The 16,566-nt window shown below is 68.2% G+C and carries 12 protein-coding genes and 1 pseudogene; 5 read left to right on the top strand and 8 right to left on the bottom strand.

Annotated features, from left to right (window positions below):
* The first annotated feature begins 47 nt into the window (after positions 1–47).
* Positions 48–884 carry a trypsin-like peptidase domain-containing protein gene (locus ABZX92_RS06470; protein WP_355554720.1) on the top strand — a complete coding sequence of 279 codons (837 nt, stop codon included), beginning with the start codon at positions 48–50 and terminating at the stop codon, positions 882–884.
* 40 nt (positions 885–924) lie between these two features.
* Positions 925–2,280 carry a M20/M25/M40 family metallo-hydrolase gene (locus tag ABZX92_RS06475; RefSeq protein ID WP_355554721.1) on the top strand — a complete coding sequence of 452 codons (1,356 nt, stop codon included), beginning with the start codon at positions 925–927 and terminating at the stop codon, positions 2,278–2,280.
* 50 nt (positions 2,281–2,330) lie between these two features.
* Here the strand turns inward: ABZX92_RS06475 and ABZX92_RS06480 are convergent, their stop codons facing one another.
* Together ABZX92_RS06480 and ABZX92_RS06485 are read right to left on the bottom strand one after the other, a co-directional pair.
* On the bottom strand, positions 2,331–3,563 hold the full coding sequence (locus ABZX92_RS06480; RefSeq protein ID WP_355554723.1) for a cyclopropane-fatty-acyl-phospholipid synthase family protein: 1,233 nt from the start codon (positions 3,561–3,563) through the stop codon (positions 2,331–2,333).
* A complete protein-coding gene (locus ABZX92_RS06485) occupies positions 3,564–4,814 on the bottom strand; it encodes an FAD-binding oxidoreductase (protein WP_355554823.1) in 1,251 nt (416 codons plus the stop codon).
* Positions 4,815–4,984: 170 nt separating this feature from the next.
* Between ABZX92_RS06485 and ABZX92_RS06490 the strand changes: the two genes are divergently transcribed.
* Positions 4,985–6,520, top strand: a complete 1,536-nt coding sequence (locus tag ABZX92_RS06490; protein ID WP_355554725.1) for an acyl-CoA dehydrogenase family protein — start codon at positions 4,985–4,987, stop codon at positions 6,518–6,520.
* A gap of 63 nt (positions 6,521–6,583) precedes the next feature.
* Here ABZX92_RS06490 and ABZX92_RS06495 read toward each other — a convergent pair whose 3' ends face one another.
* The 4 genes from ABZX92_RS06495 to ABZX92_RS06510 form a co-directional block, all read right to left on the bottom strand.
* A complete protein-coding gene (locus ABZX92_RS06495; RefSeq protein ID WP_355554727.1) occupies positions 6,584–7,735 on the bottom strand; it encodes an acyl-CoA dehydrogenase family protein in 1,152 nt (383 codons plus the stop codon).
* A gap of 5 nt (positions 7,736–7,740) precedes the next feature.
* Complete coding sequence (locus ABZX92_RS06500; RefSeq protein ID WP_355554729.1) at positions 7,741–9,654, bottom strand: acetyl/propionyl/methylcrotonyl-CoA carboxylase subunit alpha; 1,914 nt, start codon at positions 9,652–9,654, stop codon at positions 7,741–7,743.
* 2 nt (positions 9,655–9,656) lie between these two features.
* Entirely contained in the window at positions 9,657–11,246 is a 1,590-nt protein-coding gene (locus ABZX92_RS06505) for a carboxyl transferase domain-containing protein (RefSeq protein WP_355554731.1), read from the bottom strand.
* 139 nt (positions 11,247–11,385) lie between these two features.
* Complete coding sequence (locus ABZX92_RS06510) at positions 11,386–12,174, bottom strand: SGNH/GDSL hydrolase family protein (protein WP_355554733.1); 789 nt, start codon at positions 12,172–12,174, stop codon at positions 11,386–11,388.
* Positions 12,175–12,336: 162 nt separating this feature from the next.
* On the opposite strand from ABZX92_RS06510, the gene ABZX92_RS06515 reads away from it, so the two are divergent.
* Positions 12,337–12,909, top strand: a complete 573-nt coding sequence (locus tag ABZX92_RS06515) for a TetR/AcrR family transcriptional regulator (protein ID WP_045311802.1) — start codon at positions 12,337–12,339, stop codon at positions 12,907–12,909.
* Between the two features lie 293 nt (positions 12,910–13,202).
* Positions 13,203–13,460, top strand: a pseudogene (locus tag ABZX92_RS06520) (phospholipase A2); the annotation flags it as partial.
* Between the two features lie 1,324 nt (positions 13,461–14,784).
* Here the strand turns inward: ABZX92_RS06520 and ABZX92_RS06525 are convergent.
* On the bottom strand, positions 14,785–15,807 hold the full coding sequence (locus ABZX92_RS06525) for an acyltransferase family protein (protein WP_355554735.1): 1,023 nt from the start codon (positions 15,805–15,807) through the stop codon (positions 14,785–14,787).
* Positions 15,804–16,511 carry an alpha/beta hydrolase gene (locus ABZX92_RS06530; RefSeq protein ID WP_355554737.1) on the bottom strand — a complete coding sequence of 236 codons (708 nt, stop codon included), beginning with the start codon at positions 16,509–16,511 and terminating at the stop codon, positions 15,804–15,806. Before ABZX92_RS06530 ends, ABZX92_RS06525 begins: the two co-directional genes overlap by 4 nt.
* Positions 16,512–16,566 lie beyond the last annotated feature (55 nt).

Consider the following 16,566-nt stretch of genomic DNA (forward strand, 5'->3'; position numbering starts at 1 on the left):
GGCTTGGCCCACAGGTTGCTCACATGATGGCGGTCCATCGTGGAGCCATGACCGAGCAGAGCTTCCCCGCCATGAGCGGGTCACTGGTGGAACCGCAGCCCGCCGTTACCCCGGCGCCGAAGTTCTGGCGCCGCACGGCCCCGATGCTCACCGCGGCGGCACTCGTCGCCGGTTTGTTCGGGGGTGTGACGGGCGCGGTCATCGCGTCGCCGGACTCGACCCCGCCGGCTTCTTCCTCCGTGTCCGCGCAGACGGTCTCGAACACGTCCACTTTGGACTGGTCCGCCGTCGCCTCGTCCGTGCTGCCCTCGGTGGTGCAGGTCAACCTCCCGAACGGCCTCGGCTCCGGCGTGATCCTGACCGCTGACGGCCAGATCCTCACGAACAACCACGTCGTCGCGGCCTCCGGTGGCCAGCTGACCGTGACGCTGAACGACGGCCGTCAGGTCCCCGCCACCGTCGTGGCGACCGACCCGTCCTCGGACCTGGCCGTCATCAAGGCCTCCGGCGTCTCCGGCCTCACGCCGATCAAGTGGGCCGACTCCGGTTCCGTCAAGGTCGGCGACGCGGTGATGGCCATCGGCTCGCCGTCGGGCCTGCAGGGCACCGTGACGACCGGCATCGTCTCCGCGCTGGACCGCAAGGTGACCGTGCCGGGCGAGAGCCGCCGCGCGTCTTCCGTTTCGTACCAGGCGATCCAGACCGACGCGTCGATCAACCCCGGCAACTCCGGCGGCGCGCTGGTGAACGCGGCCGGTGAGCTGATCGGCATCAACTCGGCGATCTACTCGCCGGCGTCGAGCAGTGGTGAGGCCGGGAGCGTGGGAATCGGGTTCGCGATCCCGTCCAACACGGCGAAGCAGATCGTCGACAAGCTCAGCTAGGACCTTGTGCGGGCCTGCGTTCCGGGTCTAGACCGGGGTGATGCCCAGTCGACGACAGTTCATGGCCGCGGCGGCTCTCAGCCCCGCGGCCGCGGCCGTTTCCCCGACCAGTGCACCTTCCGCGGCTACCCCTGACTGGCCGACCGGCCCTGGTCGCCGCACCCCCCAGCAGCAACCCGACCGGGAGCTGCGGCGGATCCTCACCGAGATCGACCAGCGGCGGATCGAGGCGACGGTGCGCAAGCTGGTGTCGTTCGGCACCCGCCACACGCTGTCCAGCCAGACCGACCCGGTGCGCGGCATCGGGGCCGCGCGGGACTGGATCTTCCGCGAACTCAGGTCCTACCCCGGCAAGCTCTCCGTCGAGCTGCAGACGTTCGTGCAGCCACCGTCGCCGCGGGTTCCGGTGGCGACGCCCATCACCAACGTCCTGGCGACTTTGAGAGGCTCGAAGGACCCGTCGCGGATCTACGTGGTGTCCGGGCACTACGACTCGCGCGCCTCCGATCCGTTGGACGCCGTCAGCGACGCTCCGGGGGCCGACGACGACGCGTCCGGGGTGGCGGCGGTCATGGAGATCGCCCGAGTGCTGGCCACGCGGGAAGTGGACGCCACGATCATCTTCGCGGCGGTGGCCGGTGAGGAGCAGGGGCTCTACGGCTCGGCGCACCTGGCCTCGACGCTCGCCGGCGTGCAGGGGATGTTCACCAACGACATCGTCGGCGCCGCACCTCCGGAAGCCGCCAACATCGTCCGGCTGTTCGCGGAAGGCGTGCCCACCTCGGAAACCCCGGAGCAGGCCGCGATCCGGCGTTCGGTCGGCGGTGAGAACGACTCGCCGTCACGGCAGCTGGCCCGGTTCGTCACGGACCTCGCGGGCACCGGCATGACCGTCGAGGTGATCTACCGGCGCGACCGCTACCTGCGCGGCGGCGACCACATCCCGTTCCTGGAGAAGGGCTTCCCGGCCGCACGCTTCACCGAACCGCACGAGGACTACGCGCACCAGCACCAGAACGTCCGCGTGGAGAACGGCGTGCAGTACGGCGACCTGCCCGAGTTCTGCGACTTCAAGTACATGGCCGGCGTCGCGCGCGTGAACGCCGCCACGCTGTGGTCGCTCGCCACCGCACCCGGCACGCCGCGCAACGTCCGCATCCGCACCAACCGGCTGACGAACGAGACGGACCTGGTGTGGGACGCGGACCCGACGGCCGCGGGGTACGAGGTGGTGTGGCGGCCCACCGAGGCGGCGGACTGGACGCACCGGATTCCGCTCGGCCCCGTGAACGCGCACACCGTGGACCTGTCGAAGGACAACGTGTTCTTCGGGGTGCGGGCGATCGGGGCGAACGGGCGGCGCAGCCCGGCGGCGTTCCCCGTGCCGGCTCCTTAGCAAAAGCGCTGCGAGTGCGAGGCGGGCGGCGACGAGCCGCCCGCCTTCCGTCAGGACAGCCAGTCCGGGCGCAACGGCATGTGCGACTTGGTTCCGTCCAGCTTCACCCCGAGCACCTGGTGCAGCTGGATGTTGTTGCGGTCGAACCCGAGCCGCGACGCCGCCAGGTACAGCCGCCACACCCGTGCCCGTGCCTCCCCGACCTCCTCCACGGCCTCTTCCCAGTGCGCGTCCAGGTTGCGGCTCCAGGCCGCGAGAGTCAGCGCGTAATGCTCGCGGATGTTCTCCTCGTGCCGCACCTCGAACCCGGTGTCGTGCATCTGCGACACGATGTGACCGGGCCCGACCAACTCACCGTCCGGGAACACGTACCGGTTGATGAACGGGCCGGACAACGCCTTCTCCTTGTTGTTCGGCCGGGTGATGCAGTGGTTCAGCAGCCGGCCGCCCGGCTTCAGCTTCCCGTACAACGACTTGAAGTACGCGGGCAGCTGAGCCTTGCCGATGTGCTCGGTCAGGCCGATGGACGACACCGCGTCGAATCCGGTTTCCCGCACGTCGCGGTAGTCGAGATGCCGAACCTCGGCCAGGTCCGACAAACCGGCCTCGACAATGGCTTTCTGAGCCCATTCCGCCTGGTTGCGAGAAAGCGTCACACCGATCGCCCGCACGCCGTACTCACGGGCCGCGTGCATGACCATGCCGCCCCAGCCGCAGCCGACGTCCAGCAGCCTCATGCCGGAGCGAAGGCCCAGCTTGCGCGCCACGAGATCGTGCTTGGCGAACTGGGCCTCCTCCAAAGTGGACTCCAGTGACGGGTACACCGCGCAGGTGTAGGCCATCGACGGACCGAGGATCCACTCGTAGAACTGGTTCGACACGTCGTAGTGGTGGGCGATGGCGGCCTGGTCGCGCGCCTTGGAGTGGCGCAGGCCGTGCAGCCTGGTCTCCTGCGGCGGCGGGGTCACCTTGTGCGACAGGCGAATCCGGCCCAGGAACCGCAGCAGCTCCACCCGTTGCAGCCACGGGAGCTCGCGCAGGGAGAACTCGGACAGCTGGGAGAGGCCGGCGTGCACGTCGCCGAGGATCTCCAGGTGACCGGTCACGTAGGCGCGGGCCAGGCCGAGCTCACCCGGTGCGGAAGCCAGGTAGGACAAGGCTTCCGGTGTTTTGATGTCGATGGACACCGAGGCCGCGCTCGGCCCGGCGGTACTGCCGTCGTAGGCCTGGAAGCGAACGTCGCTGCCACCTGTGATGCGCTGGAAAATGGAGGCCAACCGCATTCATCGTCCCCTGACACACTTGGCGTACAGATCCGGCAAGCGGTTCGTCTGGTCGTACCGGCTCTTCACGGACCGGTAGTGCGAACCGTTGTAGTGCCGCCAGAACTCGTCCTCCTCGTAGTAGGAGTCCGAGTACAGCGACTTGTGCCCGCCCAGCCGCGCCACCTCGCGCTCGATCAGCCGGTTGCGGTCACCCATCTTCTCCCCCGGCCGCACCGGGACCTCGGACCAGAACCCGACGTTGACGTACAACGTGTCCTTGTCCATCGGGTACAGCGGCCAGCCCGTGGTGTCGCGCAGGCGAACCGGGCACAGCCACACCGGCGCGATGCCGATCTCGCGGTCGAAGAAGTCCAGGAAGTCGGCCAGCGCGCCGACCGGGATCTCCACGTCCTGGATCACCGGTTCGACGTCGACCCGCGGCCTCAACTGCCGATGCTTGGCCACTAGCTTGCGGTACACGTCCGAACGCAGGTAGCGCTTCGGCCACAACCGCCGCACCACCGGGTTCTGCGCACCGAACGCGCGCGAGCACCAGAACCAGTCGGTGTCCCAGCGCCACAGGTAGTCGTGGATCGTCAGGTGGTCCGTGCGGCGTTTCTGGATGGACCGGTAGTAGATCTGGTTGCCGGTGTAGTCCGACGTGTACGGCGCGATGTCGGCGTAGTGCCCCAACGTCAGGTACATCTCGCCGCGCGAGAACACCGTGCCGTCGACGAAGTCCGCCGAACCGTCCGAACACACCTCCTCGATCACGGCAGCGCACTCGGCGAAAGAACCGAAGGGCACGTGCCGCAGCCGGACGTACTGGCGCACCGGTTCCAGCTCGATCTCCAGCCGCAGCGCGTAACCCAGCGTCCCGTAGGAGTTGGGGAACGCGCGGAACAGGTCGTCGTCCGGTTTGGCGATCACGACCTCGCCGTCGCCGGTCAGGATCTCCAACTCCCGCACCGACTCGTGCGGCAGTCCGTTGCGGAAGGACGTGGACTCGATGCCCAGCCCCGCCACCGCGCCACCGATCGTGATCGTCTTGAGCTGCGGCACGACCAGCGGCATCAGGCCGTGGCGCAGCGTTGCGGCGACGAGGTTCTCGTAGGTCGTCATGCCCTGTACCTGCGCGGTGCGTCCGACCGGGTCCACCGCCAGCACCCGGTCGAACCTGCCGACGTCCAACCCGCCCGACTGCTCGGCGCGAAACCGGAAGAGGTTCGACGTCTTCTTCGCGAGCCGCACCGGCGCACCTTCGCGCATAGCGGCGTACTGCGCGGTCAACGCAGCAACGGCCGTGCTGTGCCCATGGTCACTCACCAGAACGACGTTATTCCTCGTCAGCGCCGTTGGCACGCCCAAAAGCCCGAATGGGCCAGCGATCTTTCATCACACCCTGCCGAAAGTTACTTACCAGTAGTAGCGTGCGGGACATGGCTACGCACGAGGTGACCAACCAGGTTCCGCCGCTGAGCGGTCACGACGTCGCGGACGATCCTGCCCTGCTCAGCTGGGTCGACGACGCCGAACTGCACTCGTTGGGCAAGCTCGCGGGCAGCGAGGAGTGGCAGGAGCGAGGACGGCTCGCGAACACGTATCCGCCGGTCCTGCGCACGCACGACCGGTACGGGAACCGGATCGACGAGGTCGAGTTCCACCCCGCCTGGCACGACCTGATGAACGTGGCTGTTTCGCACGGGTTGCACGCCTATGTCGACGGTGGCCATGTGGAGCGTGCCGCCAAGTTCTACGTGTGGTCGCAAGTGGAGGCCGGCCACGGCTGTCCGATTTCGATGACTTATGCGGCTGTGCCCGCTTTGCGCGTCCAGCCGGAACTGGCCGAAATCTACGAACCGCTTCTCACCATCCGGAACTACGACTTCGGCCTCAGGGCACCTCTCACCAAGCAGGGCCTGATCGCCGGCATGTCGATGACCGAGAAGCAGGGCGGCTCGGACGTCCGTGCGAACACGACAACTGCCCAGCCCGTCGACGACGGATATGTGTTGACCGGGCACAAATGGTTCACGTCGGCGCCGATGTCCGACGTGTTTCTCACCTTGGCGCAGGCACCCGGCGGGCTCACCTGTTTCCTGGTGCCGCGGGTGCTGCCGGACGGCACGCGCAACCGGTTCTTCCTGCAGCGGCTCAAGGACAAGCTGGGCAACAGGTCCAACGCGTCCGCCGAGATCGAGTACGACCAGGCGTTCGCGTGGCGCGTCGGCGACGAGGGCCGCGGCGTGCGGACGATCATCGAGATGGTCAACACGACCCGGCTCGACTGCGTTCTCGGTTCAGCAGCGGGCATGCGGGCGGGTTTGAGGCAGGCAGCGCACCACGCCGCACACCGCAAGGCGTTCGGGAGCTACCTGATCGACCAACCCGCGATGCGGAACGTGCTGGCGGACCTGGCTGTCGAGTCCGAGGCAGCCACGACGGCAGCGATGTGGCTGGCCGCCACCCGGCCGCGGCTCGGGCTCGCGGTCACCAAGTACTGGGTGTGCAAGCGCGGGCCGGCACACGCGGCCGAGGCACTGGAGTGCCTGGGCGGCAACGGTTACATCGAGGACAGCGGGATGCCGCGACTGTTCCGCGAGTCACCGCTGATGTCGATCTGGGAGGGCTCGGGCAACGTCGCCGCTTTGGACGTGCTGCGCGCGATGAAGAAGGAACCCGAGTCGGTGCAGGAGTTCCTCAGCGTCGTCAGCGGTGTCGACCCGCGCATCGACAAGGCTCTCAACGAACTGGGCACAGCCCTGTCCGACGTGGACGAGTCGCAGGCGCGCCGAGTGGTCGAACGCATGGCGCTGATCCTGCAGGCCGCCCTGCTCATCAAGCACGGACACCCAGCAGTCGCAGACGCCTTCCTGACCTCACGCCTGGCCGGCGACTGGGGCCACGCCTTCGGCACACTCCCCAAGTCCACCGACTTCGCCTCGATCATCGACCGCGCGGTCCCCAAGCTCTGAGGTCGATGAAGGGAGCTTTCTCAAACCTGACGTTTATGAAAGCTCCCCTCATCAACCTCCGCTCTAGAGGCCGAGCTCGCGGGCGATCAGCATCTTCTGGACTTCCGAGGTGCCCTCGCCGATCTCCAGGATCTTGGCGTCCCGGTAGAAGCGGCCGACCGGGTACTCGTTCATGAAGCCGTAGCCGCCGAAGATCTGCGTGGCGTCGCGGGCGTTGTCCATCGCCGCCTCGGACGCCACCAGCTTCGCGATCGCGGCCTGCTTCTTGAACGGCTCCCCGCGCAGCATCCGGGACGCGGCCTCGTAGTAGGCCAGGCGGGCGGTGTGCGCGCGGGTCTCCATCTCGGCGATCTTGAACTGGATCGCCTGATACGTCCCGATCTTCGCGCCGAACGTCTCGCGCTCGTGGGCGTAGCGCACCGACTCGTCCACACAGCCCTGTGCCAGGCCGACGGACAGCGCGGCGATCGCGACGCGGCCCTCGTCCAACGTGCGCAGGAACTGGGCGAACCCGCGGCCGCGGGTGCCGAGCAGGTTCGCGGCGGGCACGCGGCAGTCGGCGAACGACAGCTCACGGGTGTCCGAGGCGCACCAGCCGACCTTGGAGTACTTCTTCGACACCGTGAAGCCCGGCGTGCCGGACGGGACGATGATCGACGAGATCTCCTTGCGGCCGTCCGGCAGCGTGCCGGTGACCGCCGCGACCGTCACCAGACCGGTGATGTCCGTGCCGGAGTTGGTGATGAACGCCTTGGTGCCGTTGATGACCCACTCGTCGCCTTCAAGGCGCGCGGTGGTGGCCAAAGCACCCGCGTCCGAACCGCTGCCGGGCTCGGTCAGGCCGAACGCGCCGAGCTTCTCGCCGGACGTGAGCGAAGGCAGCCACTCGGCCTTCTGCTCGTCCGTGCCGAAGCGGTAGACGGGCATCGCGCCCAGCGACGTCGCCGCCTCCAGCGTGATCGCCACGGACGAGTCGACGCGCGCCAGCTCCTCCAGGGTCAGGCACAGGGCGAAGTAGTCGCCGCCCATGCCGCCGAACTCCTCGGGGAACGGCAGGCCGAACAGGCCCATCTGCCCCATCTTGGCGAAGATCGGGTACGGGAAGGCCTCGCGCTCGTAGTAGTCCCCGATGACCGGGGCCACCTCGTCGCGGGCGAACTCCTCGACGGTCTTGCGCAGGTCCTCGTACTCGCTCGGGAGCCTGAAGTCCAACATTGCTGTCACTCCTCGTGAGAGACGACGAGGGCCAGCACCTGGTCGAGTTTGACCTGCTGGCCTGCTTGCACGTTCACTTCGGCGAGCACGCCGTCGACCGGTGCGGTCACGGTGTGCTCCATCTTCATGGCCTCGACCACGAACAACGCTTGACCGGCGGTCACTTCGTCGCCCTGCTGAGCGCGGACCACCAGCACGGTGCCGGGCATCGGCGACTTCACCGGACCACCCGAAGCGGCGGCGCCACCGGAGGCGCCCACCAGGAACTCGGCCTCGGTCAACGCCCAGGAGGCGCCGTCGTGGCCGAGCCAGAGCACGTCGCCGTCGCGGGCGATCGCGTACCGGCGCGCCCCGACGAGCAGGTCGGCGCCTTCCCGACGAGCCCGGGCTTTGACCGGTTCTCCCGCACCCACAACGACTTCATCGCCACGAACCCGCACGTCGACGTCGTTGATCCGCCACGTCGTCCACGCGTGCTCGCCGACGCGCCAGCCGGACAGCTGGTCCCACGGGTCCTCGCCACGGGGCTCCAGCGACCGCTCCAGACCCGCCGCGACGTACACCTCGTCCGGAATCTCGGCCGAGGTGAGCGAGTCGAGCTTCCGCTCCACCAGACCGGTGTCCAGCGCGCCCGCACGAACGTCCTCGTCACGCAGAAGTGCCCGCAGGAACGGGATGTTCGTCGTGACGCCGAGCAGCACCATCTGGCCCAGTGCGTGATCAAGTCGCCTGAGTGCTTCGTCGCGCGTGCGGCCGTGCGCGATCACCTTGGCGAGCATCGGGTCGTAGTCCGAGCCGACGACAAGTCCCTCGTACAGCCCGGAATCCACGCGCACCGAGGTGGGCTCGCTGAGCGCCAGCACCCGGCCGCCGGTCGGCAGGAAGCCGCGCGCCGGGTCCTCGGCGTACACGCGAGCCTCGACCGAATGTCCGGTCAGCTCAACGGAAAGGTCCAGCACCTCGCCGGAGGCCACGCGGAGCTGCCACTCGACCAGGTCGACGCCGGTGACCATCTCGGTCACCGGGTGCTCGACCTGCAACCGGGTGTTCATCTCCATGAAGAAGTAGTCGCCGGTCGCACCGTCCACGATGAACTCGACAGTGCCCGCACCGACATAGCCGCAGGACTTCGCCGCGTCGACCGCGGCAGCACCCATCGCCTCGCGCATCTCGGGCGTGAGGAACGGCGACGGCGCCTCCTCGATGATCTTCTGATGCCGCCGCTGCAGGCTGCACTCGCGTTCACCGAGGTGGATCACGTTGCCGTGCGAGTCCGCCAGCACCTGGATCTCGATGTGCCGCGGGTTCGTGATGAACCGCTCGATCAGCAGCGTGTCGTCACCGAACGACCCGCGCGCCTCCCGCCGGGCCGACTCGATCGCCTCGCGCAGCAAGGCTTCTTCGTGCACCAGCCGCATGCCCTTGCCGCCACCACCGGCGGAAGGCTTGAGCAGCACCGGAAAGCCGATCTCCAGGGCCGCGTCGACGATCTCGTCGTCGGACATGCCTTCCTTGGTGCGCCCAGGAACGACAGGCACACCGGCCGCGGACACGGTCAGCTTCGCGCGGATCTTGTCGCCCATCGCGTCGATCGCCGAAGCGGGCGGCCCGACGAACACCACACCAGCAGCGTCACAAGCCGCCGCGAAAGCCGTGTTCTCGGCCAGGAAGCCGTAACCCGGGTGAATCGCCTGCGCTCCGGTCGAAATGGCCGCTTGAACGATCTTCTCGATGGACAGGTACGAGTCACGAGCCGCCGCGGGCCCGATCCGCACGGCCTCGTCGGCCAGCCGGACGTGCAACGCATCGGCGTCCGCGTCGGAGTACACGGCGACGGAACGGATCCCGAGCGACCGCAACGCGCGGATCACCCTGACCGCGATCTCCCCGCGGTTCGCCACCAGAACGCTGTCGAACATGATCACATCCGGAAGACGCCGTAGGAAACATCGTCGATGGGGGCGTTGGCGGCAGCCGACAACGCCAGCCCGAGCACCATGCGGGTGTCGCGCGGGTCGATCACGCCGTCGTCCCACAGCCGCGCGGTCGAGTAGTACGGGTTGCCCTGGTCCTCGTACTGCTGACGGATCGGCGCCTTGAACGCCTCCTCGTCCTCCGCCGACCACTCGTCGCCGAGCTGGTCACGGCGCACGGTCGCGAGAACGGACGCAGCCTGCTCGCCACCCATCACGGAGATGCGCGCGTTCGGCCACATCCACAGGAAGCGCGGCGAGTACGCCCGGCCGCACATCGAGTAGTTGCCGGCACCGAAGCTGCCACCGATGATCACGGTGAACTTCGGCACCCGAGCGCAGGCCACCGCGGTGACCATCTTGGCGCCGTGCTTGGCGATGCCGCCCGCCTCGTACTCGCGGCCGACCATGAACCCGGTGATGTTCTGCAGGAACACCAGCGGGATGGACCGCTTGTCGCACAGCTGGATGAAGTGCGCGCCCTTGACCGCGGACTCGCCGAACAGGATGCCGTTGTTGGCGACGATCCCGACCGGGTGGCCGTGAATGCGCGCGAAGCCGGTCACCAGCGTGGTGCCGTACTCCTTCTTGAACTCCTGGAACTTCGAGCCGTCGACGACCCGTGCGATGACCTCGCGGACGTCGTAGGGCGTCCGGGAATCCGTCGGCACGACACCGAAGAGATCGTCGGTGACGGCCGGAGCCTCGACCGGTTCGACGTTCCACGGACGCTGCACGCGCGGACCGAGCGTCGAGATGATCGAACGGACCATCCTCAACGCGTGCGCGTCGTTCTCGGCGAGGTGGTCGGTGACGCCGGAGGTGCGCGAGTGCAGATCACCGCCACCAAGATCTTCGGCTGACACGACTTCACCGGTCGCGGCCTTCACCAGCGGCGGACCACCGAGGAAGATCGTGCCCTGGTTCCGCACGATGATCGCCTCGTCGCTCATCGCGGGCACGTACGCGCCACCCGCGGTGCACGACCCGAGCACGGCGGCGATCTGCGGAATGCCGCGCGCCGACATCGTGGCCTGGTTGTAGAAGATCCGGCCGAAGTGCTCGCGGTCCGGGAAGACGTCGTCCTGCTTCGGCAGGAACGCGCCGCCGGAGTCGACCAGGTAGATGCACGGCAAGTTGTTCTGCAGCGCGACTTCCTGCGCGCGGAGGTGCTTCTTGACCGTGATCGGGTAGTAGGTGCCGCCCTTGACCGTGGCGTCGTTCGCGACGATCACGCACTCACGGCCGGAGACCCGCCCGACACCGGTGATGATGCCCGCGGCCGGCGCCTCGTCGCCGTACATGCCGTTCGCGGCCAGCGGCGAGAGCTCCAGGAACGGCGAACCGGGGTCGACCAGCGTGTCGACGCGCTCGCGGGGCAGCAGCTTGCCGCGGTCGACGTGCCGCTGCCGTGCCTTCTCGGGACCGCCCAGTGCGGCGGTGGCGAGCTTGCCGCGCAGCTCGTCGACGAGCGCGGCGTGCTCCTTGGCGTAGCGGTCCGACGGTTCGGCTGCGCTGCGCAGGGCGGGTGCGTCCATGCTCCCCAGACCTCAGGTTAGCGGGCGTTAACTTCCTCATGTTAACGCCCGCTCACCTAACGGTCCACCGGAACCGCTCGAGAGTGACCAGATAGCAGGTCAGGGACCAGATCGGGCACTCTCACGTTCCGGAATCAACCTAGCCGATGACCGACTGGAGCGCGGGCAGATAGCCGCTGCGGTGCCCGTTCTGGTTCGGGTGGTACGACTCCTCTACGGGCCAGCTGAGGCTGTTCAGCCACCAGCTCGACGAGCAGATCTCGTGCCCGGTGAACGCCCCGCGCACGTCGACGTAGCTGAACCCGGCCGCCGCGGCCCGCGCACTGATGCCCGCGTGCAGCGCGTCGGCACCGGAGTTGATCGCGGACCTCTTGGTGTCGCTCAGCCCGACGCTGCACGACCCCGGCACCTTGTAGAGGCGCGGGTAGCCGAGCACGACCACGCGCGCCGACGGGGACTTCGACCTGACCGTCCCGTACACGTTGTCGAGGAGTCCCGGCAGCGTGCTCTGGATGAAGGCCTTCGACTGATTCACCCGGTTGACGCAGTCTTGGTCTGAACCAAAAGTACAAGTCGTGACCACGTCCGTGAAGCCCGCGTCGTTGCCGCCGACCTGCAACGTGACCAGCGTGGTCGAGGCCGTGAGCGACGAGACCTGGTTGTTGAGCACGTCGGATGTTCGGGCGCCGGAGCAGGCCACGGACTTGAAGGACGCCGGTGCGTGCGAGGCCGCCCACAACGCCGGGTAGGCGAGCGGGCCGCGCTTGCAACTGCCACTGGCACCGTCGTACGAACCCGTACCCAGGCCCGAAGCGTACGAGTCGCCCAGCGCGACGTAGTTGACGGCGGCGGCGCTGGCGGGGTTGGCCAGTGCGATGACGGCCGCGGCGGCGGTGACCACCGAGGCGAGGAAGTGAGCAGGACGCATCGAAGACTCCCGAAGGGGCCGCAGGGGTGATGCTTTGCACGCCAATGGTTACTCACGAGTAAGACCTGTGTGAAGTATTCGTGAAGAGTCAACATTTGGGGCTTGTACCTGCGCAAATTCCATCTATCGGACGACTAGGTAAACGGCTGCTAACCTCCCGATGTGGCCGAGAAACCCTCACGTCGGGACCAGATCCTCACCGCCGCGGCCGAGCTCTTCGCGCGGCACGGCTTCCACGGCGTGGGCATCGACGACATCGGTGCCGCCGTCGGCATCTCCGGCCCGGCGCTCTACCGGCACTTCCGCAGCAAGGACGCGATGCTCGGCGAGATGCTGACGTCGATCTCCGAACGGCTGCTGGACGGCGGCCAGGCGCGGGTGGACGCGGCGTCGAGCGCGTCGGAGGCGTTGCGGGAGCTGGTCGGCTGGCACGTCGACTTCGCGCTGGACGACCCGGCGCTCATCACGGTGCAGATGCGCAACCTGGCGAACCTCACCGATCCGGACCGCCGGCGGGTGCGGGCGTTGCAGCGCCGGTACGTCGAGGTGTGGGTCGAGACGATCAGGCGCACGGTGCCGGACTTCGACGAACCGACCGCGCGGGCGGCGGCGCACGCGGTGTTCGGGTTGATCAACTCGACGCCGCACAGCGCTCATCTCGACCGCGACCAGATGGCCGCGTTGTTGTCGCGGATGGCTCTCGCCTCACTCACTCCGGTCGTCGTGACCTCCTGAATTGGCGATCACGCGTGACCCTTCCGTAACCTGGCGCGACAATGGGCGCGCGCAGACTCCTCTTCCGACTCCCGGCCTGGTTCCGGTTCACGGTGATCACGCTCGCGGTGTTCGTGTGCGGGGTCATCGCCTCGCGCCCGGCCACCGGCGACGACGGGGTGCTCTCCAACGGTGACGTGGTGGCCGCGGCCAACGCGGTGCAGGCCTTCGCGGTCCCCTCCGCGACGCACGATCCGAGGATCAACCTGCCGTCGGACTTCGCGAAGGAACTCGCCCGCGACCCCAAGACGGTGATGGCGCCGGACGGCACGTTGCGGGTGGTCGACATCTCCGGTGGGTGCTCGGGACCGGCCGGCGACACCGAGTGGGACTTCAGCGTCGCCTGCCGCGCGCACGACATGGGCTACGACCTGTTGCGCTATGCCGAGCAGAAGGGGCACGCGCTCGGGCCGGACGCGCGCAAGGCGTTGGACGACAGGCTGACGACGGACCTGCACGCGCAGTGCCGGCTGAACCCGCGCGGCTCCGAGTCGAGCTGTCACGCGGTCGCCGAGACCTACGCGCTGGGGCTGCAGTTCAACTCGTGGCGCCAGCGGTGGGGGCCGCCGGGTCACGAACCCGTGGTGGCGTGGGCGTTCGGCAGTGCGATCGTGGTGTTCCTGCTGTTGGCACGCCTGCACGGCCGCCGCCGTGACCCCTTCCCCGCGGACCCGCCCGTCAACTCGTTGCCGCTGGAGCAGGCCTACGCCCGGCAGGACCGGTATGCGACCTTCTTACGGCTGTTCAGCCTCGCTCTCCTCGTGCTCGGCGAGACCGTGGCGATGCTGGCTCATCTGCGCGGTGACGGCACTGCGTGGCTGTGGGCGTTGCAGGCGGTGCCGTTGTTCTTCTTCGCGGGCGGGCACGCGAACCTTCGTTCCTGGCAGGCGCACGAGGGTGGCTTCGGCTGCTGGGTGTCGTCGCGGACGTCGTGGCTGCTGCGGCCGGTGCTCGCGTTCGTGTTGCTCTGGGTGGTGTTGTTCGCGGCGTTGAACCTGCTGGACGTGCGGGTCGACGCGTACAGCCGGCTGATCACGCATCCGTTGTGGTTCCTCGGGGTCTACCTGCTCGCGGTGGCCGCGACGCCCGCCGCCGCGTGGCTGCACCAGCACTTCCGCCGCACCACGCCGTTCGTGCTGACGCTGCTCACGCTCGTCGTCGAGGTCGCGCGCACGTCGACCGACTGGAAGACCGGCGGGTACGTCAACCTGATCGTCGGCGCGTTGCTGATGCAGCAGATCGGGTTCTTCTACGCCGACGGCACGTTGCAGCAGATCTCCCGCCGGGTGCTCGCGGCGCTGGGCGCGATCACGTTGCCCGCGCTGGTGTTCTTCAGCGACTACCCGCGTTCGACGATGGTGCTCGGGGTGGCGCAGGTGTGCCTGGCGCTGCTGGCCCGCGGGCGAATGACCACGTGGCTCGAAGGCCGTTCGTGGCACGTCGTGAACTTCGCGCGCCGGGCGCCGATGACGGTGTACCTGGCCTACCTGGCCGGGGTCGGCGCGGTCGTCGGGTTGCTGGGCGTGTCGCAGGCGCCGATCTGGCTGGTGTTCCTGCTGCTGCCGCTCGTGCTGGTGTTCCACCGGTTCGAGGCGCGCATGGTCGGGTTCCCGCGGCTCTCGCACGAGTCGCGCCGCACGCAGCTGGCGACCGCGATGGGCGTGTCGTTCGGGACGCTGGGCGTGCTCGGGTTCGTGGTGAGCGGGTTCCTCGGCGACGGGACGCTCGTGCTGCTGCCGGTGGACCCGTTGCAGAACCTCATCCACCTGCTGCTCGGCTGGTACCTGATCCACACCGCGCGCACCGGCAGCTGCGACACCCGGTTGCCGTGGCTGCTCACGGCGCTGGCGTGCGTTCCGCCGATGCTGGCACTGGATCCGACGCCTCCGGTGGTGGTGCTGCACGCCGTGGCGATCGGCCTTGCAGCGCTCGGAGCCATCCCCAGGTCACTGCCGCGCACACCGGCAGCCACAGCAGTCGTTGCCACACCCAGCCCGGATGATCTGGTGGCTGTTGGAGCCCCGGCAACGGCCCCCACGCGCTGAGTGCCAGCGCCACGGTGATCAACGCGCTCTGGTGCGCCAGGAAGATCCCCAGCGCCCGTTTGTTCAGCCACCTCACCGGTTTCGCCGTGCCGAGCCTGGTGAGCCACGGTGCGATCGTGAGCACCAGGCCGATCTGTGCGAACGCCAGCGCGAGCGTCGCGTAGTTCGGCGGATTCAGGTTCGAGACGGCCGCGCCCGGAATGCCGACCGCCGAGGTCGGGTAGCCGCCGAAGTGCGTCAGCAACGCATACCCGATGACACCCAGCACGAGCAGCGGCGGGCCCGGGATCTTCTTGCGGGCCAAGGAGTAGCCGAGCTGCCAGGCCGCCCACCACACCGCGTACGGCAGCACGAGCACCAGAGCGACCGGGACGAGCACACCCCACGAGTACTCGTCCAGCTTGCGCACCAACGGCTTCATCGCCAGCAGGATCAGGTGGACGCCCAGGAACCACAGCGGTGTCGTGACCAGGAAGCCGATGTTGTAGGCGGTGCCCTGGTCGACGCCGCGCATCGACAGTCCGAAGAGGACAGCAGCCCACGCGCCCAGCATCAGCGACGTCGGCACGGCCAGCTGCTTCAGCCTGACGAGGAACGGAGTTTTCGAGTGGGCGGCCGCGTAGCCGCCCACGAAGAAGAACAGACCGAGCGTTTGCAGCACCCAGCTCAGCGGTGTGAGCTCGGGTAAGTGTTTGAGCGGGCTGTCTATGTACATGCCGGTGGGCGTGTCGACCAGCGCGGTGACGAGCCAGTGCCCGAGCACGACAGCAACGACGGCGATGGCACGCACGGCATCGATGAACGGATTCCTCACAGCTTCTTCTCCCCCGAAGCGATCTGCACGAGTGCGGCGAGCGTCTCGCTGCCCGGTTCGTAGTAGGTGTCGTGCTTTCCGCCCTCGAACCGCAGCACCGTCGCACCGAAGTCGTCCGAAGTCGGATCGGTGCCGTGGCCGAGGTCGAAGAGCCGCACGTTGGGCACGAACCGCATCCAGTCACCGCTCGACCTCAGCGCCCAGACGCGCGCCTTCGTCCCCAGCTCCGACACCGATTCCGCCCGCACACCAGGACTTCCGGTGAACACGATGTCGTCGACGTCCAGCTCGTGCGCCGCCAGAGCCACCACGACCGAGCCGTAGCTGTGCCCGAAGACGTGGATCCGCGCGTTGGTCTGCAAGGCCCGTACGAACTCGACGAGCGCCGCAGATCCTTGGCGCGCAAGCCCACCGGTGGCGGCGTCCACCCCAAGCCCTTGCGGCGTCCGGTATCCGAGCCACGCGATCACCGCGAGGTCGTCGCGGTGCGCCTGCTCGTACAGGTTGGTCGCCATCTTCCCGACGGTCCGGTCGAACCGGTCGACGTCCACGTCGGAACCCGGCACGACGATCACGACGTCACGTGCGGTGGCGAGATCACCGACGATCGCGACCCGGCGGGCGACGTCGGCGCGCCACTCTGCGATCGACGGCGCGATCGACGGAACGGCGATCAGCAGGAGGAACAGAACGGCTCGGCGCATGAACCGAAACTAGGAAGACGACGACACCGCAATCGTCCCTCTGACGTGCCGTTTT

The sequence above is a fragment of the Lentzea sp. NPDC006480 genome, from assembly GCF_040611995.1.
Classification (GTDB): domain Bacteria; phylum Actinomycetota; class Actinomycetes; order Mycobacteriales; family Pseudonocardiaceae; genus Lentzea.